Annotated in this window: 19 protein-coding genes; 13 read left to right on the top strand and 6 right to left on the bottom strand. The window is 61.6% G+C overall.

Annotated elements, in window-relative coordinates; translation table 11 throughout:
* Positions 1-151: 151 nt before the first annotated feature.
* The gene (locus tag BV106_RS16705; RefSeq protein ID WP_081891822.1) at positions 152-1,654 is read left to right on the top strand and encodes a C39 family peptidase; all 1,503 of its coding nucleotides are present in this window, start codon (positions 152-154) and stop codon (positions 1,652-1,654) included.
* Between the two features lie 191 nt (positions 1,655-1,845).
* Here the strand turns inward: BV106_RS16705 and BV106_RS16700 are convergent, their stop codons facing one another.
* The gene (locus BV106_RS16700) at positions 1,846-2,703 is read right to left on the bottom strand and encodes a hypothetical protein (protein WP_038166547.1); all 858 of its coding nucleotides are present in this window, start codon (positions 2,701-2,703) and stop codon (positions 1,846-1,848) included.
* Positions 2,704-2,939: 236 nt separating this feature from the next.
* Here BV106_RS16700 and BV106_RS16695 point away from each other — a divergent pair, with 236 nt between their 5' ends.
* From BV106_RS16695 to BV106_RS16640, 12 genes are all read left to right on the top strand, one after another.
* A complete protein-coding gene (locus tag BV106_RS16695; protein WP_051945962.1) occupies positions 2,940-3,641 on the top strand; it encodes a GntR family transcriptional regulator in 702 nt (233 codons plus the stop codon).
* Positions 3,642-3,698: 57 nt separating this feature from the next.
* A complete protein-coding gene (locus tag BV106_RS16690) occupies positions 3,699-4,403 on the top strand; it encodes an orotidine 5'-phosphate decarboxylase / HUMPS family protein (protein WP_038166545.1) in 705 nt (234 codons plus the stop codon).
* Between the two features lie 40 nt (positions 4,404-4,443).
* Complete coding sequence (locus BV106_RS16685) at positions 4,444-5,475, top strand: Zn-dependent alcohol dehydrogenase (protein ID WP_038166543.1); 1,032 nt, start codon at positions 4,444-4,446, stop codon at positions 5,473-5,475.
* A 17-nt stretch (positions 5,476-5,492) separates the two neighbouring features.
* Positions 5,493-6,032, top strand: coding sequence for a nucleotidyl transferase AbiEii/AbiGii toxin family protein (locus BV106_RS16680; protein ID WP_038166542.1), 540 nt, complete (start codon positions 5,493-5,495; stop codon positions 6,030-6,032).
* On the top strand, positions 6,029-6,208 hold the full coding sequence (locus tag BV106_RS16675; RefSeq protein WP_038166541.1) for a hypothetical protein: 180 nt from the start codon (positions 6,029-6,031) through the stop codon (positions 6,206-6,208). Before BV106_RS16680 ends, BV106_RS16675 begins: the two co-directional genes overlap by 4 nt.
* A gap of 21 nt (positions 6,209-6,229) precedes the next feature.
* Positions 6,230-7,603 carry an FAD-dependent oxidoreductase gene (locus BV106_RS16670; RefSeq protein WP_265595767.1) on the top strand — a complete coding sequence of 458 codons (1,374 nt, stop codon included), beginning with the start codon at positions 6,230-6,232 and terminating at the stop codon, positions 7,601-7,603.
* A 100-nt stretch (positions 7,604-7,703) separates the two neighbouring features.
* Entirely contained in the window at positions 7,704-8,510 is an 807-nt protein-coding gene (locus BV106_RS16665; protein WP_038166538.1) for an SDR family NAD(P)-dependent oxidoreductase, read from the top strand.
* Between the two features lie 68 nt (positions 8,511-8,578).
* Positions 8,579-9,460, top strand: coding sequence for a sugar phosphate isomerase/epimerase family protein (locus BV106_RS16660; RefSeq protein ID WP_038166537.1), 882 nt, complete (start codon positions 8,579-8,581; stop codon positions 9,458-9,460).
* A 544-nt stretch (positions 9,461-10,004) separates the two neighbouring features.
* Positions 10,005-10,730, top strand: a complete 726-nt coding sequence (locus BV106_RS16655; RefSeq protein ID WP_051945961.1) for a FadR/GntR family transcriptional regulator — start codon at positions 10,005-10,007, stop codon at positions 10,728-10,730.
* Between the two features lie 36 nt (positions 10,731-10,766).
* Positions 10,767-15,881: a PVC-type heme-binding CxxCH protein gene (locus BV106_RS16650; RefSeq protein ID WP_038166534.1), complete on the top strand. Its 5,115-nt coding sequence runs from the start codon at positions 10,767-10,769 to the stop codon at positions 15,879-15,881.
* Positions 15,882-15,921: 40 nt separating this feature from the next.
* Complete coding sequence (locus tag BV106_RS16645) at positions 15,922-17,454, top strand: hypothetical protein (protein ID WP_063767946.1); 1,533 nt, start codon at positions 15,922-15,924, stop codon at positions 17,452-17,454.
* Between the two features lie 45 nt (positions 17,455-17,499).
* Positions 17,500-17,790, top strand: coding sequence for a Dabb family protein (locus BV106_RS16640; protein WP_038166532.1), 291 nt, complete (start codon positions 17,500-17,502; stop codon positions 17,788-17,790).
* 591 nt (positions 17,791-18,381) lie between these two features.
* On the opposite strand, the gene argF is transcribed toward BV106_RS16640, so the two are convergent.
* The 5 genes from argF to BV106_RS38595 all read right to left on the bottom strand — a co-directional run bounded on the left by argF (position 18,382) and on the right by BV106_RS38595 (position 23,209).
* Complete coding sequence (gene argF / locus BV106_RS16635) at positions 18,382-19,287, bottom strand: ornithine carbamoyltransferase (protein ID WP_038166531.1); 906 nt, start codon at positions 19,285-19,287, stop codon at positions 18,382-18,384.
* A 73-nt stretch (positions 19,288-19,360) separates the two neighbouring features.
* Positions 19,361-20,638 carry an aminotransferase class III-fold pyridoxal phosphate-dependent enzyme gene (locus BV106_RS16630; protein ID WP_038166530.1) on the bottom strand — a complete coding sequence of 426 codons (1,278 nt, stop codon included), beginning with the start codon at positions 20,636-20,638 and terminating at the stop codon, positions 19,361-19,363.
* 120 nt (positions 20,639-20,758) lie between these two features.
* On the bottom strand, positions 20,759-21,643 hold the full coding sequence (gene argB / locus BV106_RS16625; RefSeq protein WP_038166529.1) for an acetylglutamate kinase: 885 nt from the start codon (positions 21,641-21,643) through the stop codon (positions 20,759-20,761).
* Between the two features lie 113 nt (positions 21,644-21,756).
* Complete coding sequence (gene argJ, locus BV106_RS16620; protein ID WP_038166527.1) at positions 21,757-23,034, bottom strand: bifunctional glutamate N-acetyltransferase/amino-acid acetyltransferase ArgJ; 1,278 nt, start codon at positions 23,032-23,034, stop codon at positions 21,757-21,759.
* The gene (locus tag BV106_RS38595) at positions 23,021-23,209 is read right to left on the bottom strand and encodes a hypothetical protein (protein ID WP_265595766.1); all 189 of its coding nucleotides are present in this window, start codon (positions 23,207-23,209) and stop codon (positions 23,021-23,023) included. The genes argJ and BV106_RS38595 overlap by 14 nt, the downstream gene beginning before the upstream one ends.
* Between the last annotated feature and the right edge of the window lie 70 nt (positions 23,210-23,279).

The following is a 23,279-nucleotide window of genomic DNA, read 5'->3' as shown; positions in this document are numbered from 1 at the left end:
GGACTGCGATGCGAAGGGACCGAAAGGCATCCCGTAAGCACAGCGAATGCGCTTTTTGCGAAGATAAATGCGCGATGTGAGAAGGCGCCTAAACAGCGCCGGGCAGGCGTGATCTTGCGCATCGGCTAGATTTCCAGTATCACGTGAACCCATGAAAATAGCCGCTTCGGGTGCTCTTTTGGCTGCGATTCTGATTTCCGCCCCGGCGGGAGCCGCTCCGTCGCCTGAAATGAGGGTATTCACGAGTCAGCAGGGCAGCACTCTCAAGGCTCGATTCTCTGCGGTCGCCGGTGATCAGGTCACGATTGTACGTGAGGACGGGCGCACCATGACCCTGCCCCTCAGCGCGCTGAGTGCGGCGGATCAGGAGTACGTACGCCAGCAATCGGGTGGCTCAGCCCCTGCAGGGATCGCGGAAGCCAGCCCCTCGGGATTCAAGCCCGCCCCCAATCCGAATGACAAGCTGACCGTGGAAGAGGTAAACAGCGTGGCGGGGCAGCCCTTGTTTTCAGACAAGCCTCTCTGGGAACGCCCTGCAGCGGAGGTAGCGGCTGCATTGGGGCTGCGCCAGGAGTCCAAGACCCCCACACAGAGCAGCTACCGCTCCTACCCGAAGGATGACTACCGGCTCTTCGGCGCACGCCCGTACTCCGTGGCCCTGTATGCCGCCGGCGATCGGGTGACGGCACTTTCGATCGTGTACGCGAACAAGGGCGACCTCTTCGGCTCCAAGGGAAGCGCGGAGATGCACTTCGACAAAGACACGCCCCCGGAAGAAGCAGCGAAGATTGTGAAGACGGCGATGGACAAGGATCTGACCTCGATCACGGAGTCCATGTCCGGCAAGCTCGGTGCCCCAAAGAAAGAACGGTTCGGCGAGGGCAAGGTGGGCCGCATGAACATGCAGCGCTGGGACTGGCGCGGCCAGGCTGTGCTGCTGGCCGAGGCCGAGGGCGAATACGTAGGCCTGCAGGTGGTGACGGCACAATTTGCCGACAGCGGCGGCAAGGTGGCGCGCACTTCTGATGCGGTGATCCGTGACCAGGCGAAGAAGCACCTGGAAAATCGCCCCAACGGGGACGTGGTCATCAAAGATATCCCCATGGTGGACCAAGGCCCCAAGGGCTACTGCGTGCCTGCCACGGCAGAGCGTGCGATGCGCTATCTGGGTGTGCCGGCAGACATGTACATCCTGGCCAATGCCGGTGAGACTGGCTACGGCGGTGGCACCAGTGTGAACGCGCTACTGCAAGGTGTGGCCCGACACATCAAGGCCAAGGGGCGCTCCTTTGACTCCTTCCAGGGAGATATGAAGATCAAAGATCTGGCCCGACACATCGACAAGGGCGTGCCCGTGATCTGGGCACTCTACAGCACGGATGGGTTCAACAAAACTGCCAACGAACGCACCGCAGCCCGCAAGGACGTGACAGACTGGGCCGCCTGGAAGCAGAAGGTAACCACTGAAGCCGCCGCGAATACACTCAGCAAAAATGACAAGTCCGCCCACGTGGTGCTCATCATTGGGTACAACAAGGACACCAACGAGATCGCCTTCAGCGACAGCTGGGGTGAGCGCTACATGGAGCGCTGGATCACGGTGGACGAGGCCAACAAGGTCTCCCAGAACTCGTTTTATACGATTGGGTTCTAGGAAGATCGGAGATCTGGCATGCAAAGTAGTGCCATGCCTTTGACGCAGGCAACTCGACTGAACAGTCCCGCATGCGGGACTGCGACTGCTTTGCCCAAAAGGAAAGACGCAAGCGGAGCAACACTCCAGCTTGCGTCTTCGAAACCTCAACGTCAGATCAACTCAGCTCTTCTGTCTCCCGCGCAGCCGGGTCAAGGCACCAGGAAGATCTCGCCCGTGCGCGGATCCTTCACTTTCTGGCCCGGGCGGAAGTCACGAACGTCGATCATGTTCTTCGTCTCTTCCTTCACTCCAGGCGGATACACGAAGCCCTGCTTGCCGGGAACCGGGCGACCATAGCGAAGGCCCCCATCGCCACCATTTGAGACGGAGCCTGCATCACCGGCTTTTCGCTCCGGCATGGGGGCCGGAGTCGTCGGGCTGACATTCCCGGGTTTCTTCATCGAACCCGACCCGGAGGGAACACCGGACTTGGGTTCATCCCCAAACGGGCTCTCGGAAGGCAAGGGAGCGGACCGACTACCGTAGTCATCTGGACGACGATCCGTCGGAGCACGGTACTCATTGCGAGGCGCACTGTAATCGTAGGGCGAAGGCGTGTAGGGATCGCGAGGAGCCCGTTCGCGCTCAAGATCTCGATCACGATAGGTTGGGCGGCGGATGCCCGCATCTGGGTAGGGCGTACCGTCAGGGTAACTCAGACCAGGACCACGGGGCTGACGGCGCTGCTCGTACCGCAGTTCCAGTTCCCAGTTCGGATCCTCTTCTTCCCAATAAGGGTCATCGCGATGCGGCGGACGACCGCCACCACGATAGCCGGGCGGCGGGGGCGGGACGGGTTCCATACGCCCTTCCACGCGGTCGGCGGCGTCTTCAATCTTGCGGCCAAGGCCAAAGAAGATCTCTCCAATTTTTTCGTGGATCTGGCGGCGACGTTTCTTCAGGTGGTCAATCGGCCCCTCCGCCTGCGCAGGCAAGGCTGGCAGAATCATGAGGGCCGCCAGTACGCCGAAGAGGCTGCGTACCAGAGGAGCAGAAAAGGGTTTCATAGGATGGGGGGGAAGAGAAATGGAGTCTTAAAGTGTGCCAGCCAGTGAGACGGGAATGCAGGCGAAAATACTCAACCGGGTTTCAAATGTCTCTGACCGTCACAGGCTGAATCGCTTGGCCCAAATGACGTGGATGCTTCCAGCCCGGCACCCTCCCCCTCCGATGGAATTGAGCTTGACGACTGTAGTAGACTCCACTCAGATATACTGTATACAGTTTAGAAATTCGCATTTTAATGATCTCCCTCGACGCCAGCGCTCCCGAACAAGGCCTGCAACCCGTCCGCCGCTTCACCCTGGCGGAGGAGGTGGCGGACCAAGTGCGCCGGGCGATCATCTCTGGTCAGATTGCCGAGGGCAGTGCCATCAGCGAACCCAAGCTGGCCGCCCAACTGGCCGTGAGCCGCGTGCCCGTACGGGAAGCCTTGGTGGAGCTTGAGCACGACGGGGTCGTGGAGTTCGACCACCGTGGACGTTGCCAAGTGCGCCAGTTCAGTGCCGAAGATGTGCGGGAAATCGTGACCCTCCGCCAGACACTGGAGGTCATGAGCGCCCGGCTGGCGGCCCAGAAACTGACCGCAGAAACCGCTGCATCCCTGCAAGAGAACGTGCAGGCCCTGGAGCAGGAGACGGACGTTACCAACATCAGCCGGCTGGATGTCGCCTTCCACGACCTGATCATGCAGGCTGCCGGCCACTCACGACTCCTCACCTGCTGGCGGACCGTGCGTGCCCAGTTTGAACTCCTGCTGGCCAAAGCTCATCGCTGGCAACAAGCACACGACATTCCCGTGACCGATCACGCCCTGCGCGGTCACCGCCCCATCCTCACCGCCATCCTGGCCCGCGATGCGGACAAGGCCGGACAAGCCATGCGTCAGCACATCGAAGACTGGGGCGAGCTCAACTACAAACTGGGAATGGACACAGAAGCCTGAACCATCGCCCCCTTCCCCACTTTTCACTTTTTACTCTTAACTTTTCACTGCTCTCCAATGAAACCCATCGTTCAAATCTCACTCGACCTCACCAACATTGACGAAGCGCTCAAGACCGCGGCTCTGGCGATCCGGGCTGGCGTAGACTGGCTGGAAGCAGGCACTCCGCTGATCCTGGCAGAAGGATTGCACGGAGTCCGGGCTCTGCGCGCATCCTTCCCCGGCATCCCCATTGTGGCCGACCTGAAGACCATGGATGGCGGCTATCTGGAAGCTGAGATGATGGCCCAGGCTGGAGCCACTCACGTGGTGGTGATGGCCCGGGCTCATGAGGAGACGATCAAGTGCGTGGTGAAGGCCGGCAGGGATCACAACGTAAGAGTTATGGGTGATAACCTTGGCTGCCCAGATATGGTGGCTGGGGCGAAGATGCTGGAAGATCTGGGTTGTGACTACGTGATCCACCACATCGGCTATGACGAGCGCCGTGGCATTGCCGCCGCCGGTCAACGCATGCCCAGCCCTCTGGACCAACTGCGCGAGGTGGTACAAGCCGTGAAGATCCCCGTTCAAGCCGTGGGCGGCCTCACTCTGGAGCAGGCCATCCAGTGCCCCCAGTACGGTGCCCCGCTCGTGGTGCTTGGCGCGCCCCTCACTGTGGACGCAGACGCCTTCAAGACGGCCGACGGCGACCTCGAAGGATCACTCCGACTGATCTGTGAGGCGGTGCACTCCCAGGTGGTTCCCGGGTTTAGTGCTTAATGCTTCGCGAAGATTCCTAACACTCCGCATTCCTCATTCCATGAAAACTGCTTCCGCTGCTGTTGTGAACTATGCCCCGGAGAAGGGGTCCGTTGAGATTCGTGAGATCCTCGCCCCGGAGATTGGGGACGACGACGTGCTGCTGGAGGTCGCCAATGTCGGCGTCTGCGGCAGTGACCTGCATCAATGGACGGCTGACCACAGCTGGCCGGTGAACTACCCGGTGGTACTGGGTCATGAGTTTGGCGGCCACATTGTGGAGACCGGCAAGAACGTGATCAACTGGAAGGAAGGTGACCGCGTGGTGAGCGAGACCGCAGCGGTGATCGACATCAACAATCCCATGAGCCGCCAGGGGTTGTACAATCTGGACCCCACGCGCAAAGGCTTTGGCTACGGCGTGAATGGCGCGATGACCCGCTTTGTGCGCGTGCCTTCCCGCTGCCTGCATCGCGTACCGGACAAGCTGGCCTTTGAACAAGCCTGCCTCACGGAGCCCTGCTGTGTGGCCTACAATGCTGTAGTGGAGAACAGCCGACTGAAGCCTGGAGATCGCGTCATCGTCCTTGGCCCTGGTACCATCGGCATTCTGTGCGCCGCAGTGGCCCGCCTGTGCGGCGCCGAGGTGGCCTTGGTCGGCCTGGAGAACGATCGTCAGCGTCTGGAGATCGCCAAGCTGTACGGTTGTGAAGGCATCATCGGCGATGCCACGGAATGGGCCAAGCGGCGCGATGGTCTGGGTGCAGATTGTGTGATCGATGCCGCCGGCTCCAGCGTCACGCTGAAGATCGCGCTGCAACTGGTACGTCCCAATGGCTGGATCACCAAGGTGGGCTGGGGCCCGCAACCGCTGGGCTTCTCCATCGACCCCCTCGTGCAGAAGAACGTCACGCTGCAAGGCAGCTTCAGCCACAACTGGCCAGTGTGGGAGCGAGTCATCGCCCTGCTAGCGGGCGGTCAACTGGACGTCAAACCCATCATCGGCGGCGTCTGGCGGGTGACCGAGTGGCACGAAGCCTTCGAGAAGATGCACAGCGGCGAGGTCGTAAAATCTGTACTGAAGCCTGTTTAAGCGCTGTATAGTTGGCCATGCTTCAACTTGTGATCCAATCTCTGGCTTCTGCCCAAGACGAGGGAAAACTTCGTTTTCATCTCATTGGCGGCTATGGTCTGGATGCGCACCACTATCACCGGGACACACGCGATCTGGATATCTTGATTGCGAGCGACGAAGCTGAGGTGGTGCACGAGATTGTTTCCCTATTGGGCTATGTCCAGCACGACAAGACCCCGGCATTTCTCCGCTATTGGCACCCCACGGATGCCAAGTTCCTTCCCATTGATGTGATGCTGGTGAACTCCAGCACTTTTGCCAAGCTGTCGTCCGATTCCATCACCCACTCGTTTCAAGGCGTTGAAGTCACCTGTCCGTCAGTAGCCAGCTTCATTGCGTTGAAGCTTCACGCTTTGAAAAACAATCCCGGACGGACCAGGAAAGATCTGAACGACATTGCAGCGTTGGTTGAGAAGAACCCAGGATCGGTAACGCTGCAGGAAGTGAAAGCCCTCTGCGATCGATACGCTCCGCCTCATATCTTCGATAAGCTCAAAGTCCTTCTTGAACTATGAACAGCAGCATTCTTGACCTGGAGTTGCCGACCGACTCGCCGAATTGGGATGAACCAGATGTGGATCTGGCAGCCCTGAACGAATGGCGAATGCAAGCGACCATTTGGGAACGTGAGCACGGTGAAGAGAGAGCGCGGGAGACTCCCAATGTAGAGCCATTCATCTGGGCAGATTGAAACACGGTCAGCCATTTCATCATGAACACACGACGGACATTTGTAGCCTCCTCCGTGGCGGCTACGATGGCGGGGCCATTGCTGGCGGCAGAGGGTACTGGTGCCGGCGCAGGCACAGGTCGCAAGACCATTGAAACGGACGTGCTGGTATGTGGTGGTGGCTGTGCCGGCACCGCGGCGGCCCTGAGCGCTGCGCGACATGGCGCAAGAACCCTGCTGGTGGAGAAGGCGCCCTTTGCGGGCGGGATCATCACCAGCGTAGGGTTGCCCTATTTCGATGGCATTTCCAATATTGGCGACCACCGCGTGGTGGTGAAGGGCATCGCCCTGGAGCTGCTGTCCAAGACCGGAGTGTGCGCCCCTGACGCCCAGGTGATCAAGCCACACAACCCGACGATCCCCAACACGTTTGAGTTCAAGGCACTACTGGACCGGGAACTGCAGGCGCAGAAGGACCGGCTCACGGTGTTGTACAACTCCTTCGCCTGCGCTACCGACTCCTCCAACGGCAGGATCAACAGCGTGACCATCGCGAACAAAGACGGTCTGGTAACGGTGCGCCCCAAGGTGGTGATTGATTGCACGGGCGACGCCGACGTGGCCGCCTGGGCGGGAGCCCCGACGGAGCAGAGCGCGGAGGTGCAGCCGCTGACCCTGCACTTCCGGATCGGCGGGGTGAAGCCCGTCAAGGGCATCGGCGGACTGTGCCGCGAGTCCCTGGTGAAAGCCCAGGCTCAGGGCGAACTCCCCTACTTCTATGGCCCCGGAGTGATGTTCCTCTTCGGCAAGGACGAGGTCTACATTCACGGCATCCGCGTCCCCGCCAATCCCACCGACGCCGCCGACCTCTCCCGCGCAGAAATGCAGGGACGCGCTGACGCCCTGGCCATGCACAAGGCCTGGAAGCGCGACATCCCAGCCTTTGCAGATTCCTATTTCCTCGAAGCCTATCCTTGGATCGGGGTGCGCGAGTCCCGCCGGCTCATTGGCCAGCACGTGCTGAATGAAAAGGAGATCATGGGCGGCCGCCGCTTCCCGGACGCCATCGCCACCGGTTGTTGGTATCTGGACCTGCACCCCAACAAGACCACCTTAGGCAGTGCCAACGACTTCAAGCCCGAGAAAGTTCAGCCCGGCCCCTACGACATCCCCTATCGTTCTCTAGTCCCCCAGAAGATCGAGAACCTCCTCGTGGCTGGCCGTTGCCACTCCGCCACCCGCGGCGCTCACGCCTCCACCCGCGTCACCGTCACTGCCATGGCCCTCGGCGAAGCCGCCGGCTGCGCCGCAGCCCTGAGCTTGAAGAACAGCACCAACGTTGCAGAACTGGATGGCCAGAAAGTGCGGGAGACTCTCGCCACCGCAAACGCAGGGCCGTTCACTGATGCGGCGTAGTCATCTGCAGTGTTCCGCCTAAGGGCGTCACTCTAGTAAGATCTCCGCTTCGGAACCCACTTATCACTTTTTACTCTAAACTTTTCACTGCATTCAACCCATGCGCCTCAAAGACAAAGTCATCATCGTCACAGGAAGTTGCACCGGTATTGGCAAGGCAATGGCCAAGCGGTTTGTCACCGAAGGCGCGAAGGTGGTGATCCACGGACTGGAAGCGGATCTGGGCGCACAGGTGATTGAGGAACTGGGCGCAGAGAATGCCACGCTGCACATCGAAGATCTCACGACGGAAGGCGCCCCGGAACGCCTCGTGGAACTGGCAGTGAAGAGCTTTGGCAAACTGGACGCAGTGGTGAACAACGCCGCGATGGTCGTGGCCTCCAACATCCACACCACTGACCTTGCCTTCTTCCGCAAGATGATGGAGGTCAACACGGTCGCCCCATTTGCTTTGATCAAGGCCGCACTCTCCCAACTCCGGGCAACACGGGGAGCGGTGCTGAACATCGGCTCCGTGAACGCCTGGAGCGGCGAGCCCAATCTCCTGCCGTACAGCATTTCCAAGGGCGCTCTCATGACGCTCACCCGCAACCTCGGAGACACTCTCATGCGCGAAGATCATGTGCGCGTGAACCAGATCAACCCCGGCTGGGTGCTCACCGAAAACGAGGCCCAGCGCAAGAAGGAACACGGCCTGCCAGAGGACTGGTACACTCACGTACCACGTGTTTACGCTCCTGCGGGCCGCATCCTCTGGCCAGACGAGATCGCCGTCGCGGCGGTGTACTGGCTGGCCGATGAAAGCGGTCCTATCAGCGGTCAGGTCGTGGACCTGGAGCAACATCCCTTCATCGGCCGAAACCCACCCAAAGACTCCTCAACCATCCCGGTGAGCGGTAAGCAGTAAGAGGTAAGTGGTGGTTTCAGCCCATTCCGACTTCCTCATTCATCATTCCTAATTTTCCTTTTCCTCCCATGCCCAAACTCGCCGCATTCCCCAAGGCCTTCATGCAGGCACTCTGCAAAGACGGATCGATGAAACTGTCTGAGTGGATTGGCCTCGCCTCCAAACTGGACGTCCAGGGTCTCGAATGGTACGCCGGGTTCCTGGAAATGGCGGATGAGCGCAACTGGGCGGGATTCCGCAAGCAGGTGGAGGACCTCGGCCTAGTGATCCCCATGATGTGTTGCTCACCGGACTTCACCCACCCTGATGCCGCCTTTCGTGAAGCGCAGATTGTGAAACAGAAGGGCTGGATCGACATGACTCACGCCTTGGGCGGCTCATACTGCCGGGTGCTCTCGGGCCAGCGTCGCCCGGAATTGACCATGGACCAGGGCGTCAGCCTGGCCGCCGACTGCATCGAGGCCTGCCTGCCCTATGCTCAGGAGCGCGGCATCACCTTGATCATCGAGAATCATTACAAGGACGACTTCTGGGACTACCCGGAGTTTGCCCAGAAGATGGATGTCTTCTGCAAGCTGGTGGATCGCATCAACCACCCATCCTTTGGTGTGAACTACGATCCCAGCAACACCTACCTCGCCGGAGAAGATCCCCTCGAACTCCTACGCCGCGTGTCCCACCGTGTGGTGACCATGCACGCCAGTGATCGCTACCTGATTGAGGGTACCATTGAAGATCTGCGCAAGGAAGAAGGCGGCTCCGCCGGCTACGCCAAACGCCTGCGCCACGGCGAGATCGGCAAAGGGTTGAACGACTACGACGCGATCTTCACCGAACTGAAGAGCAAAGGATTCAATGGCTGGATCAGCATCGAAGACGGCATCGAAGGGATGGATCAACTCGAGCGCAGTGTCGCGTTCTTGAAAAAGAAGATCGCCGCGCATTGGTGATCCGCTTCGCGGGAGACAGAAGACTGGAAGACACCAGACGCCAGACTTGAGCTGGCGCCTGGACAGTTCGGTCAAGGTCCGTTGCTGCTCTCAGCTATTGGCAACCCGCACCCGCAGGCGAAAACGGTGTCAAGCCGCCGTACTCCGAAAACGCTTCGCGCAACTGGACACCCTGGAGAACACCCAGCCATCAGTTGATGGGCACTCTACAATTGCCCTCCCAGCCGCGCGCCAGCGTCTTGGAGTGTCGGCGGCTTGACGCCGCCTTCGCCTGGTCATGGACCATCGAATGATGAATCCACATCATCGGACGCTTGCGCCGAACCAGGACAAGAATGTCCCTCACTCCTTTTACTGATTCGCCGCGTCATCCGCGCCCTCTAAGGCGTCAGCTCAAGTCTGATGTCTGGCGTCTGGCAGTCTGGCGTCTCTGCCTCCATAGGCTGAAAGACTCCCTCCCACCTCCTCGTATCCTCCGCCCCCTCAACTGGTCAGACCATCAGATGATCACCCTTATTCCCCACCTGCCCCCGACCCCGCTTCCATGAAAATCACCGCCATTTCCCGGTCGCCGTCGCTGGTGGAGAAAGTGGCCACCCGCCTGGCGGAGCTGACGCGCGGGGAGGATGCAGAGGGAGGACGTCGCTTGCCCGCGGTGCAGGCCCTTTCGGAGCAGCTTGGCGTCAGCCGCAGTGTGGTACGAGAGGCGGTGAAGCGCCTGGAGACGCAGGGCCTGCTGGAGGTTCGCCAGGGTGTGGGGATGCGTTCCACGGACAATCTGCACAAGCCCCTGACCCAGGCGGTGGAGCTCCTCGTCCCCGATGCCCAGGAGCGTCTGCGCCAACTCGTGCAGGTGCGCCTGATGTTGGAGCCGGAACACGCCCGACTGGCGGCGCTGAACGCCACGCCAGAACAACGAACCCACCTGCAGGAGGTGTACGACCGCCTCGCTACTGCCGAGACCTTGAAGGCCGCGATCGAGGCCGACATGGCCTTTCATCATGCGCTGGCTGCGGCCTCGGGGAATCAAGTTTCCGCCATGATGCTCCTGTCTTTGACGGATCTACTCAAAGCCAGCCTATCCCGCGGCTACAGCCGGGTGACCACTGAGTCCGCCATCGTGGAGCATGGCATCATTCTCCAAGCCGTGCTGGCCCGTGATGCGGAGGCCGCGGAAACAGCCATGCGTCGACACCTGGACACCACCCTGGATGAACTGGCGCTCCCACCCAAGAAGCGAGTGGCCCGCAAGAGATCCACCCGCAACTGAGTCACTTCCCTCACCAGACAGCCTCCCCGCTCTCTCATGAAACTGGCCCCTCTCACCTTGCCCATGATGGCACTGTTGGCATGCCCCACCGTCCGGGCAGCCGCTCCCCTGAGTCCCGCACCCGCCTTTCGTGCCGGAGCCGTGGCAGTGGACATCACACCGCAGAAGTTCCCCGTGCGGGTGAACGGGAACTTCACAGAGCGTCTGGCCCAACAGGCGAACGACCGCCTGCACGCCCGCGCATTGGCGCTGGATGACGGCACCGTGCAAGCAGTGATCTGCGTGGTGGACACCTGCATGATGTCGCGGGAACTGATCGACAAGGCGAAAGCACAAGCCTCCAAGGAGACGGGCATCCCCACGCACCGCATGCTGGTGAGCGCCACGCATACGCACAGCGCCCCTTCCGCCCTGGGCTGCCTGGGCAGCCGGGAAGATCCTGAGTACGCGGCCTGGCTGCCAGGAAAAATCAGCGAGGCGCTGACGGCCGCAGTGAAAGCCCTCCAGCCGGCCAGGATCGGCTGGTCCTCCGTGGACGATTGGGATCACACCCATAACCGGCGCTGGATCTATCGCCCCGACCGGGTACCCACCGATCCCTTTGGCCAGCCCACAGTCCGGGCCATGATGCACCCCGGTCACGAGAGCCCCCAGCATGTGGGCCCCTCCGGTCCGGTGGATCCCCAGTTGAGCGTGGTGTCCGTGCAGACGCCCGGTGGCAAACCGCTCGCGGTACTAGCCAACTACTCTCAGCACTACTTTGGTGCCACCGCCGTCTCTGCCGACTACTATGGGTTGTTCTGCCGCGAGCTGGCGAAACGCCTGGGCCAGCCGTCGGGTGAAGGCCCCTTCGTCGCCATGATGACCCAGGGCACCAGCGGAGACCTCATGTGGAAGGACTACGCCAAGCCCGCGAAAAACGTCAGCATGGCCCAATATGCGGAAGAGGTCGCAGGGCGTGCCGCAGAAGCCCTGAGCAAAGTGAAGTATCAGGATCACGTCCCGCTCAAGGTGGTGGAGACCCGCCTGCCACTGCATTACCGCACGCCGGATGGCGACCGGCTGGCCTGGGCCCGCCAGATCGTGGCACCCCTGGGCGATCGCCTCCCGCAGAGCAAGCCTGAGATCTATGCGAAGGAGGCGCTCTATCTGCACGAGAAACAAAGGACCGAGCTCATCCTGCAGGCGTGGCGGATTGGCGACCTGACGCTGGCCGCCCTTCCCAACGAGGTCTTTGCCCTCACCGGGCTGAAGTTGAGGGAACAAGCACCACTGGGGGCTCACTTCAACATCAGCCTGGCCAATGGCGCAGAGGGATACATCCCACCGCCAGAGCAGCATTTTCTAGGCGGCTACACCACATGGCCCGCCCGCACCGCAGGGCTGGAGGTGCAGGCCGAGCCGCGGATCGTGGAGAACCTGCTGGATGCCCTGGAGGAGGCGGGCGGGAGCAAAAGGCGTTCGATGAAACATCCCGCCGGTGCCTACGCCAAGGCCGTGCTGGCAGCCGGACCGGTGGGCTACTGGCGCATGGAGGAAGCCCAGCTCCCCGATGCCCGGGAGGAGCAAGGCAAGATGGAACTGGATGCCACCATGGAGAACGGCGTGGCTCTCTACCTTCCCGGACCAGAGGGAGCGGGATTCTCAGGCGGAGAGATCAACCGGTCCATCCACCTCGCCGGCGGACGCGTGCGGGCGCTGCTGCCTGCCCCGCCAAAGGCCTACTCAGTGGAGATGTGGTTCTGGAACGGTCTGCCAGATAATGCCCGCCCCGTGACGGGCTACCTGTTCTCCCGCGGGAAGGATGGAGACGCCCAGTGCGCAGGAGATCATGTGGGGATCGGCGGCACCGTGGACAAGGACTCGGCAGGTCGGCTGATTGTTTACAACGGCAACCAGAGGAAACAACTTCTGCGCGGCTCCACGCGACTGGCGCTGCGGGCCTGGCACCAGGTGGTCATGGTGCGGGACGGAGATCGCGTGCGGGTCCATCTGAATGGCAACCCGGTTCCCGAGATCGAGGGTGAATTGCCCTCCACCCTTCCTGAAGGCCCCAGCGAACTGTTCTTGGGAGGCCGTTGCGACCGCTTCGCCACGCTGGAAGGGAAAGTGGACGAGGCCGCTGCGTACGCGAGAGCACTCACGGGTGAGGAAATAGCCAGCCGCTACAAAATCTCTGGTCAGACTCCTCCGTCGGCAGCAACGGCACCAGCAAACGAAACTGCGCCAACACCCGCTCCGGCATCCGCCGAAGGCACGCCCCCCTTGAGCCCTGAAGAATCGCTAAGACGCATCCACGTGCCAGAAGGTTTCACGGTGGCTCTGGCCGCAGCCGAACCGCAGGTGCTGGACCCGGTGGCCTTTGACTGGGATGCCAGAGGACGGCTCTGGGTGGTGGAAATGGCAGACTACCCGCTGGGCATTGATGGCAAAGGCCAGCCGGGCGGGAGAGTCCGCATCCTGGAAGATACCGATGGCGACTCACGCTATGACAAGGCCACGCTCTTTGCAGACGGCCTGCGCTTCCCCACCGGTATTCTCACCTGGCGGGATGGCTGCCTCATCACCGCTGCACCCGATGTGCTGTTCCTTCGTGATGAGAATGGCGATGGCAAGGTGGACGATGGCGGGCGCACCGTCCTGCTCACCGGATTTCAGGAGGGCAACCAGCAACTGCGCGTCAATGGACTGCGCTGGGGTCTGGACAACTGGGTCTACTGCGCCAACGGCGGTCACACGCCAGCCTACGGGAAGGAAGTGCAGATCACCTCCTCCAAGACGGGCAAACGCGTCGCCCTGGGCAGCCGTGACTTCCGGTTCAAGCCCGACACCGGCGAACTGGAACCCTTGAGCGGCCCTGCCCAGTTCGGACGCAATCGTGATGATTGGGGCCGCTGGTTCGGGGTCCAAAACAGCCATCCCATCTGGCACTACGCCCTAGAGGACCGCCACTTGCGGCGCAATCCGCACGTGGCGCCACCTTCCCCCAAGGTGCTGCTGACGGAGCCCAACGCCCGCGTATACCCCGTGAGCTCCCCGGAGCAGCGCTTTCACAGCTTTGACCAGGCCGGTCGCTTCACTTCCGCATGCTCAGTCATGATTATTGGAGACGAGCGGTTGATGGGCCCCACCTCCCCCGGCATCGAGCACGCCATGGTGTGCGAGCCGTTCCACAACCTCGTGCAGCATCTCGAACTCACCTCCGACGGCTCCAGCTTCAAGGCCCGGCAGATGATGGCAGGCAAGCACGACTTCTTTGCCAGTGAAGACCGCTGGTGCCGACCAGTGATGGTGCGAACCGGACCGGACGGAGCCCTCTGGGTGGCGGACATGTACCGCTACATGATCGAGCACCCCCAGTGGCTACCGGATTCAGGAAAGAACGCGCTCCTGCCCCACTACCGCAAAGGGGATGACAAGGGCCGCATCTACCGCGTCTTTGCAAAGGATCGTGCGCCCTCCACGGAAAAGGTGGCACTGGAGAAGGCAGCGCCCAAGGACCTGGTGACCGCACTGGAGAGCAGCAACGCCTGGCGGCGGGACAAGGCGCACATGTTGCTGGTTTGGAGCCAGGATCAATCTGCACTGCCCGTGCTGAATCAGCTGGCGCGTGAATCGCGGTCCCCACGGGCCCGGGTGCATGCGCTTTGGATCTTGCATGAAAAAGGGGCACTGGAACCCAAGTCGTTGATGCAAGCTCTCCAGGACCCCGCAGCCGCAGTGAGAGAGAATGCGGTACAGATGGCGGCTGGGAGGCGGGAGCAGGAGGTTATCTCTGCGGCTTGCGCCCTCGCCAATGATGAGGATGCAAAAGTCCGGTTGCACCTGGCCACAGCCCTTGACGGCTGGACCACCCCCGCTGGCGCGAAGGCCATGGTGACTCTGGCCAAGGCTTCGCAGAATGATCCGCTGCTCCAGGGTGCCATCCTGAGTGCCGCTCTGCCCCATCTGGCAACTTTGGCCCAGGCTTCAACAGACCATAGTCTACCCGCTCCGCTGAAGGCTGGCATCCTGCAAACAGCGGTGGGTGTTGGAGATGGCACTGCCTTGGCTTTGCTGGCGCAGCCCTTGTTCGAAGGCACGCTGCAGGACATGGATCCCAAACTGACCTCAAGCAGCATCGAGGGAGCAACCCAGCTCTGGCAAGCCCTGAAGAAGAAACAACCGGCCACCACACTGGAGGCCATCGTCCTGGGAAATGTCGCCAAGGCCGCAGCCAGTGGTGGCCCAACCGAAATTGCGCAGACGTTGCTCGCGCAGGAGAAGGAGGCCGTGCAGAAGATTCGGTCCATGGGGGAGGACGCCAGCCGTCCCGCCAGCATCAGGGTGTCTGCAGCCACAGCGCTCATGGCGTACGATGCTGATCCCTCCTGGGCGACGAGCGTGCTTGTCAGCGTCGTCGTTCCAGAGCAGGAGCTGGGCAATTTCAAAGCAGCCACGACAGCATTGCGGGGTGCTGCTGGCAATGCCGCATCCACGCCACTGCTTGAGCGATGGACACGCTACAGTCCTGCGCAACGTGAGGCCGTCGTGGACCTACTGCTGGACCGTCCCGAGTCAACAGGACGGCTGCTAGATGCCGTGGCGGACAAGCGCATTGCCTTGGGCGGTCTGGATGTGCAACGCCAGTCCCGCCTGCTCAAGCATCCGGACAAGAAGCTACGCGAGCGGGCAGCCGCCCTGTTGGGCGCTCCCTCCTCTCGCCAGAAGGTATTGGACACCTTCCGCCCCGCGTTGACTCTGCCCGGTGACGCCACGCGCGGCCGTCAGACTTTCGCCCAAGCCTGCGTGGCCTGTCATCAACTGGACGGCGTGGGATTGGCTGTGGGCCCTGATTTGCGCACCGTCGTGCAACATCCGGCAGACAAGCTCTTCGCATCCATCCTGGATCCCAGTGCGAACATCGAGCCCGGATTCACCGCTTATTTCTGTGAACTCAATGACGGCACCCAGCTCTACGGGGCGATCACCACCGAGGCGGGCGACAGCCTGACGCTCCGCCTTGCCGATGGGAGCAGCCGCACCGTCCTCCGCAGCGGCCTGAAACGCCTGCAGAGTGCGAATGTCTCCCTCATGCCCGACGGACTGGAGGCTCTACTGACTCCACAGTCTCTCGCCGACCTCATCGCCTATCTGAAAGTGCCCAAGTAACGGCTTGAATCCTCGCCCCCCTTCACTCACGCCCCACGCCATGCTTCACTCCATCTGTAACCTCGTACTCCGCCGCCCGTCCCTGCCTCTGGCGCTGACCGGCCTCTTGTTCGCAACCGGAACCCTCCGCGCCGCGGAGCTGCACATTGGCCATGCCACGGTGGACATTACTCCTGACCGGCCCGTGGCGCTGGCGGGACAGTTCAACACCCGCATCTCCCAGAAGGCCGAGACCCCCATCGTGGCCGCAGCCCTGGCCATCGAGTCCAGGGAAGGCGACAAGCCGGTGGATCAGGCGTTGATCATCACCTGTGATCTGGTGGCGATTCGGGACGGCCTCCAGGACCGTCTGCGCATGAACCTAGCTGGCAAGCTTCCCGGACTGGACCTGAAGAAACTCTTTCTGAATGCCACCCATACGCACACGGCGCCGGTGACACTGGAACTGGAGAAGGCTCCGAATCGCTATGAGATACCCAAGGAAGGGGTGATGCAACCGGATGAGTACACCGCATTCCTGCTGACCCGGCTGGTGGCAGCGGCAGAGCAGGCCTGGAAGAACCGGGCTCCCGGTGGCGTGAGCTGGACCCTGGGTCACGCCGTCGTCGGCCAGAACCGCCGCGCAGTGTACGCCGACGGACGCGCCCAAATGTACGGCAACACCAATGACGCCCGTTTCCGCGGCCTGGAGGGCGGCGAAGACCATGGCGTGGAGATGCTCTTCTTCTGGAATGCGAAACAGGAACTGCAGGCGCTGGCCGTGAACCTGGCCTGCCCTGCGCAGGAGGTGGAAAGCCGCAAGGCGATCAATGCCGACTTCTGGCATGAAGCCCGCGAGCAGTTGCGCAAGGAATTGCAGGTGCCCAACCTCACCATCCTCGGCTGGATCAGCGCCGCGGGAGATCAGAGCCCGCACCTCATGTTCCGCAAGCAGGCTGAGGAACGCATGCGCAAGCTCCGCGGCCTGACCAGCAAGGAGGAGATCGCCCGCCGGTTGACGGCCGCCGTGATGGACACAGTGGAGATTGCCCGCAAGGAAATAACCACCACCCCACCCTTCCAGCACCAGGTGGAAGCCCTCTCCCTGCCCCCGAGGCGCATCCTGCCGCGGGAGAAGGAGCAGGCCCAGATGCAGATCATGCAGTACGAAAACATGGGGAACTTGAACCCCTACCTGCTGAACATGCTGGAGCGCGAACGCGAGGTGGTGCGACGGGCCGAGGTCGGCGACAAGGCGCCAAACTACGAGATGGAACTGCACACGCTCCGCCTGGGCGATGTGGCCATCGCCACCAATCCCTTCGAACTGTATCTGAACTATGGCATCCAGATGAAATCCCGCAGCCCGGCGCTGCAGACCTTCTTGATCCAGCTCGCCTGCGGCTCAGGGCAGTATCTGCCCACGCCCGAGGCGATCGAAGGTGGCAGCTACAGCGGTCTTCCCCACACGAACAAAGTGGGCCCTGAGGGTGGCCAGATCCTGGTGGACCGCACGGTCCAGTCCATTCGGGACATGTGGCCAGCACCAGTTCCTGTGGGAGCTGCCGAGACCGACAGCGCGAAGAAGCCATAGCCTGGCTTGTTTATTTCATCCATTCATCGCAAAGCTGAATCCCCTATGATTCGTCACACCGTCGTTTTTCGTTTGAAGCATGCCACCGGTTCCGCAGAGGAGCAGGACTTTCTGAAAGCCGCTGGAGAGCTCGCCGCCATCCCCGGCGTGGAGAAGTTCGAGACCCTGCGTCAAGTCAGCCCAAAGAATCCCTACACCTTCGGCCTGTCCATGGAGTTCGCCAATGCCGCGGCCTACGCAGGATACAATGAGCACCCCGAGCACGTGAAGTTTGTGCAGGAGCGGTGGCTGAAGGAGGTGGCGGAGTTTATGGAGATTGACTACGAGAAGGCGTAGGGAATGCGGAAGGTAGTGCTAGGCTTTAGCCTGGCGGCGTTGACGTGGTTATCGCGCCTGAACAGGCTGAAGCCTGTGACTACTTTGGACTGCAGTCCTGTTGAGGGTCATAAGTTTACTGTAGGTCGAACCTGCTGGCGAAAGCGGCGTCAAGCCGCCAGCACTCCAAGACGCTGCCTCGAACCGGGACAGGCCCAGACTCGGAGTTCGCCCTCAAAAACGCGAAGCGTCTTGGAGTGCGTGTGGCTCAACACCGCTTTGGCGGATCTTGTGAGCACCTCGAACCTAAGAGGTCGAACAGCGGAGCATCACAGCGCCCCCTTATCGCCCACCTTGGCCGCTCAGCAAAAGGAGGCAGGGACTTTCCAGTCCCGGACCCGTGGGACGTTCCAGCGGGTGACCTCAGCGAGCGATAACTAACGTAGCGCACTGGGACATATGGAGACCATCTAACCAAGCAACCTCATGGGACGCTTGGCCAGAACCGGGACAGGAATGTCCCTCGCTCCCTTTACTGACGCACGCGCAGATCCCCATGGGGCCCAAGCTCCCACCTTATCCCTCTTCCCTTTCCCCTTTTCCCTCTCTCCCTTATCCCTCTCCCCGCGCCATCCAGCAAATGATCGCCTTCTGCACATGCAGTCGGTTTTCTGCCTCGTGGAAGATCACATCAGCGTGCTGCTCCAGAACTTCGTCGGTGATTTCCTTCTCGCGATAAGCAGGCAGGCAGTGCATGACGATGGCATCTTTGGCCGCATGCTGCATGAGGCCGGCATTGATCTGGTAGGGCTTGAGGATCTCGATGCGTTGGGCGCTTTCCTCTTCCTTGCCCATGCTCACCCAGACGTCGGTGTACACGACATCGGCACCCGCAACGGCCTTGGCAGGATCTTCCTCCAGCACGACCTTGTCAGTGCCAAGTTTTTCCATGAACTCCGCTGGGGGCTGGAAGGCCTTGGGCGCGCCGATGGCGAGATCAAAGCCGAGCCGGGCTGCGGCCCACATCCAGGAGCGGGCCACGTTGCAGTCGCCGTCACCCAGGAAGCAGACTTTCTTCCCCTGCCATCCGCCGAGGCGCTCGTGCATGACCTGAAGATCGGCCAGGATCTGGCACGGGTGCTCCTCATCGGTGAGGGCGTTGATAGTAGGCAGGTGGCTGTATTCCGCGAACTGCTCCACATCTGCCTGGGCATAGGTGCGGATGACCGCCCCATGCACCATGCGCCCCAGGACACGAGCCGTATCCTTCACCGGCTCTCCCCGGCCGAGCTGGGTGTCAGCCCCGCTCAGGAACATGACGCTGCCGCCGAGCTCGCGAATACCGACCTCAAAACTGACGCGGGTGCGAGTGGAGGACTTGTTGAAAATGAGAGCCCACGTCTGGCCTGTCAGCACCTGAGGGGTGGCGGCGCGGTTCTTGCGAAGGTCGGCACCGAGCTCGACGATGGCTGTGATCTCCTGGGCAGTGAGAGCCTCGATGGACAACAGGTTCTTCATGGGACGATGAGGGCTGAAAAGGGTGAAAGGAATGCGGGGCGGGAGTGCGAGCACATCTCGCGCCGAAGCGGGATCAGGCGAGAGCGGAGAGGACGGATTTCATGATGCTGAGGCCCTCCTGCGCCTCGGCGTCGGACGTATTCATGGGGGCGAGCCAGCGAATGACCTTGGGTCCAGCGGGCACGACCAGCAGGCCAGCATCCATGAGAAGCTTGGTCACCCAGATGGAAGGCAGCTTGCCGGAGGCCTTGAAATCCTCACGCGCCTCGATGAGGTCAGTGTTCAGCTCGAACCCGAGCATGAAGCCGAATCCACGGGTGGCGGTGAGGGCAGGCAGGTTCCATGAGGACACCTCCTGCACGATGCGCTCACCCATCACCTTGGAGCGGGCGATGAGGCCGTCACGAAGGATGACCTTGAGCGTGGCCAGGCCCGTGGCACAGGCCAGCGGGGATCCGCCATAGGTGGTGCCATGACTGCCGGCACCGAGCAGATTGCAAAGACGCACCGCGTCCGGCTCAGGTCCGATCGCACGATCACGGGTCCAGAAGCTACCGAGGGCATAGCCCGAGCCGATAGACTTGGCCCAGCTGATGGCGTCGGGCAGAATCTCATCTCCCGGAATGATGCTGCGCCAGCCGCCGGGTTCCCCGGTCCGGCCCAGGCCGCACTGCACCTCATCCAACAGGAGCAGCAGATCGTGCTGATCCCGCAGGGCTGCGGCGGCGCGGAGGAATTCCGGCGTGGCCACGTTCACCCCGCTCTCGCCCTGGACAGGCTCGAACAAAATGCCGATGGTGTTCTCATTCACCGCCGCCTTGAGGGCCTCCACATCATTGAACGGGATGTACTTGAAGCCCGGCAAGAGTGGACCGAAGCCACCATGGATCTTCTCCTGAGCCGTGGCCGTCATAGTGGCAAACGTCCGCCCATGGAAGCTACCGGTGCAGGTGATGATCTCGAACCGCGGGCTGCCATCCGCCTTGGGCCGGGTGGTGCCGAAGCGGCGGGCCAGCTTGATGAGGCCTTCATTAGCCTCCGCCCCGCTGTTGCTAAAGAAGCACTTCCCGGGAATGCCCATGACTTTCTCCACCAGCAACTCGGCGAGCTCGCCCTGCTGGCGAATGCAGTACCAGTTGGAGATATGGATCAGCGTGGCGGCCTGTGTCTGAATGGCCTCCACCACCTCAGGGTGACAATGCCCCACCGGGCACACCGCCACCCCACCCGCGAAGTCCAGATACTTCCGCCCGTCCCGATCCCAAACGTACGTGCCCTGACCTCGCTCCGGCCAGAAGTCGTAGCGGCCGTAGTTGGGCATGACGTACTTTTCGATCAGGTTCTGGGACATTTTCGTTTGGAGGTGTGGGGGTGGTTGGGAGTGGGTGGGTGGTTTGAGGGTCAAGGAGCAGCGATGCAGTGCATCGGTGCGTCAGGTTCGTCGTTTGTTGCTTGAATCAGGTCTGGAGTCTTACAATACAATTTCCGTGCCGATGCCGGTGTCGGTGAAGCACTCGAGGATGACGGAGTGCGGGATGCGGCCGTCAATCATGTGCACCTTGCCCACACCGCCGCGCAGGGAGTCCACGGCGCTGTCCACCTTGGGGATCATGCCGCCGGAGATGATGCCTTCCTTTTTAAGCTGGTCGATGGCGGCCGGGTTCAAGGAAGGAATGAGGGTGCTGTTGTCCTTGGGATCACGCATCACCCCCAGCACATCGCTCAGAAAGATGAGCTTGGTGGCCTTGAGTTTCTTGGCCAGAGCGCAGGCAGCGATGTCGGCGTTCACATTGAGCGTGGCGCGGGAACCGATCTCGCGGGCCACTGGAGAGACAACGGGGACGACCTCACCGGCAACGGCGAGATCCACAATCGAAGTGTCGCATTCCACGACCTCGCCCACATAGCCAATGTCCACGGCCTCGCCGGTGGCGGGATCGGTGCCCTTCATGCGCTGGCCACGAAAGACGGTAGTTCCCGCCAGACCGATGGCCTTGCCACCGGCGGACTTGATGCGCTCCACGAGGTCGGGGTTGATGATGCGGGCCAAGGTCTCCTCCACGATGCTGATGGTCGCCTCGTCCGTAACGCGCAGACCGCCCACGAAGCGGGCTTCCAGACCCGCATCCTTCATGGCCTTGTTAATGGCCTTGCCTCCACCGTGCACCAGCACCGGATTGATGCCCACGGCCTCCAGGAAAACGATGTCACGCAACAGGCTGTCCACCAGGGACTGCTCCTCCATGGCACTGCCCCCCACCTTGATGAGGAAGGTCTGGCCGCGGAAGTTCTGAATGTAAGGCAGGGCCTCCAGCAGCACGGCGGCCTGGCGGATGGAATCAGCGGACTGGCTCATGGATGGGAGAGGGAAAGAGGTAAGGGAAGAGGGAAAAGGAAATACAGATGCCAGCCAGTGGAGAAACCCAAAGAGGCTGGCGGGTCCTGAGAGCTCCTCTAAAAAAGGAGGGATCAGGCGAGGCCGGTCTGTCGCTTGGCGTGGATGGTCGCAGAGTACTCGCTGGAGTTGAAGTCCACGTACTCCTCGCTCAGGTCGGTGGTGAAGACGTTGTACGACGCGTCGCCGAGGTTCAGGTCGATGGTGACCGTGAACTTGGGCTTGGCGGTGACCTTCTCCAGTTCCTTGACCGGGGTGTTCGTGGCCAGACCGCCCTTGGTGGCACAGAGGCCGCCGAAGTAGATGTCCACCAGCTCTTCACGAATACGGGCCTTGGCGTAACCCACGGCATGCATGACGCGGCCCCAGTTGGGGTCGCCACCGTGCCAGGAGCATTTCACCAGCATGGACTTGGCCACCGTCTCGGCCACAGCCTTGGCGTCCTGATAGGTGCGGGCACCCTGCACGCGAATTTCCACGAACTTCGTGACGCGCTCGCCATCGCTGACGATCATCTTGGCCAGCTGCATCATCACGTGACGCAGCGCAGCGCGAAAGATCTCCGTGCACGGGGACTTGCTCTTGATGAGCGGCACGTCGCTGGCACCGTTGCTCATGACGATGACGGTGTCATTCGTGCTGGTGTCACCGTCGATGGTGATACGGTTGAACGTCTGCTCCACAGCGGCCTGGGTGGCGCGCTTGAGCTCGGACTGTTCCACCTTGGCATCAGTAGTGATAAAGGCGAGCATGGTGGCCATGTTCGGGCAGATCATGCCGGCCCCCTTGGCGATGCCGCCCACGCGGAAGGTCTGGCCCTCGCACTCGACCTCGATGGCGACGGTCTTGGGCTTGGTGTCGCTGGTCATGATGGCCTGTTCGGCCTGCTCAGAACCTTCAAGGTTCAAGGATGCAACAAGATCCCCCACCCGGGGCACGATCCGCTCAATGGGCATGGGCATGCCGATGATGCCGGTGGAGCACACCAGCACCTGACGCATTTTCACCCCCAGCTTTTCCGCCGTGGCCTTGGTCATCGCCTTGGCATCGCGGATGCCCTGCGGACCGGTGCAGGCGTTGGCATTGCCGCTGTTCGCAATGATGGCGCGCACATCCCCCACCTTCACATGCTGCTGGGACACACGCACGCAACCGGCCTTCACCCGGCTCGTGGTGAAGCAGGCCTCCGTGGCCGTGGGCAGGTCGGAAGCGATCAACGCCAGATCCAGACGGGTGGCCGTCGGATTCTTAATTCCGCAGGAAATGGCCCCGGCACGGAATCCCTTGGGAGCAGTGACGCCTCCAGGGATTTCCTTGAAGACGAAGTCGTTGGCGGTGTCAGGCGAGGTCATGAGAGTAGCGGGGATTTGTGAAAGGGGTCGATGCGGATGCGAAAGCCGGGGCGGGAGGCGTCACCGCAGAGCGGAAACGAACGCTGGTGCCGACGGCGGAGGAATCAGGGCAGCCATCGGGCAGGGCATGGCCCTGTCGTCGTGGGAGTCGGCTGCCTGGGAGCATCTGATTCATGGTGGAACGGGTCAGGAGGGAAAACCGAAGAATGGAACTGATTTTTTCACTAGAGAAGAAAAACTTTCCC

Source organism: Verrucomicrobium sp. BvORR106 (assembly GCF_000739655.1).
Taxonomy (GTDB): domain Bacteria; phylum Verrucomicrobiota; class Verrucomicrobiia; order Verrucomicrobiales; family Verrucomicrobiaceae; genus Verrucomicrobium.
This window is presented reverse-complemented; position numbering and strand designations above follow the sequence as displayed.

Excerpts from the sequence above, each read along its gene's own strand:
- BV106_RS16670 (WP_265595767.1), top strand. The coding sequence starts at position 6,230 with ATGAACACACGACGGACATTTGTAGCCTCCTCCGTGGCGGCTACGATG.
- argJ (WP_038166527.1), bottom strand. The coding sequence starts at position 23,034 with ATGACCTCGCCTGACACCGCCAACGACTTCGTCTTCAAGGAAATCCCT.
- BV106_RS16660 (WP_038166537.1), top strand. The coding sequence starts at position 8,579 with ATGCCCAAACTCGCCGCATTCCCCAAGGCCTTCATGCAGGCACTCTGC.
- BV106_RS16655 (WP_051945961.1), top strand. The coding sequence starts at position 10,005 with ATGAAAATCACCGCCATTTCCCGGTCGCCGTCGCTGGTGGAGAAAGTG.
- BV106_RS16665 (WP_038166538.1), top strand. The coding sequence starts at position 7,704 with ATGCGCCTCAAAGACAAAGTCATCATCGTCACAGGAAGTTGCACCGGT.
- BV106_RS16650 (WP_038166534.1), top strand. The coding sequence starts at position 10,767 with ATGAAACTGGCCCCTCTCACCTTGCCCATGATGGCACTGTTGGCATGC.
- argB (WP_038166529.1), bottom strand. The coding sequence starts at position 21,643 with ATGAGCCAGTCCGCTGATTCCATCCGCCAGGCCGCCGTGCTGCTGGAG.
- BV106_RS16685 (WP_038166543.1), top strand. The coding sequence starts at position 4,444 with ATGAAAACTGCTTCCGCTGCTGTTGTGAACTATGCCCCGGAGAAGGGG.
- BV106_RS16680 (WP_038166542.1), top strand. The coding sequence starts at position 5,493 with ATGCTTCAACTTGTGATCCAATCTCTGGCTTCTGCCCAAGACGAGGGA.
- BV106_RS16640 (WP_038166532.1), top strand. The coding sequence starts at position 17,500 with ATGATTCGTCACACCGTCGTTTTTCGTTTGAAGCATGCCACCGGTTCC.
- BV106_RS16675 (WP_038166541.1), top strand. The coding sequence starts at position 6,029 with ATGAACAGCAGCATTCTTGACCTGGAGTTGCCGACCGACTCGCCGAAT.
- BV106_RS38595 (WP_265595766.1), bottom strand. The coding sequence starts at position 23,209 with ATGAATCAGATGCTCCCAGGCAGCCGACTCCCACGACGACAGGGCCAT.
- BV106_RS16645 (WP_063767946.1), top strand. The coding sequence starts at position 15,922 with ATGCTTCACTCCATCTGTAACCTCGTACTCCGCCGCCCGTCCCTGCCT.
- BV106_RS16705 (WP_081891822.1), top strand. The coding sequence starts at position 152 with ATGAAAATAGCCGCTTCGGGTGCTCTTTTGGCTGCGATTCTGATTTCC.
- argF (WP_038166531.1), bottom strand. The coding sequence starts at position 19,287 with ATGAAGAACCTGTTGTCCATCGAGGCTCTCACTGCCCAGGAGATCACA.
- BV106_RS16700 (WP_038166547.1), bottom strand. The coding sequence starts at position 2,703 with ATGAAACCCTTTTCTGCTCCTCTGGTACGCAGCCTCTTCGGCGTACTG.
- BV106_RS16630 (WP_038166530.1), bottom strand. The coding sequence starts at position 20,638 with ATGTCCCAGAACCTGATCGAAAAGTACGTCATGCCCAACTACGGCCGC.
- BV106_RS16690 (WP_038166545.1), top strand. The coding sequence starts at position 3,699 with ATGAAACCCATCGTTCAAATCTCACTCGACCTCACCAACATTGACGAA.
- BV106_RS16695 (WP_051945962.1), top strand. The coding sequence starts at position 2,940 with ATGATCTCCCTCGACGCCAGCGCTCCCGAACAAGGCCTGCAACCCGTC.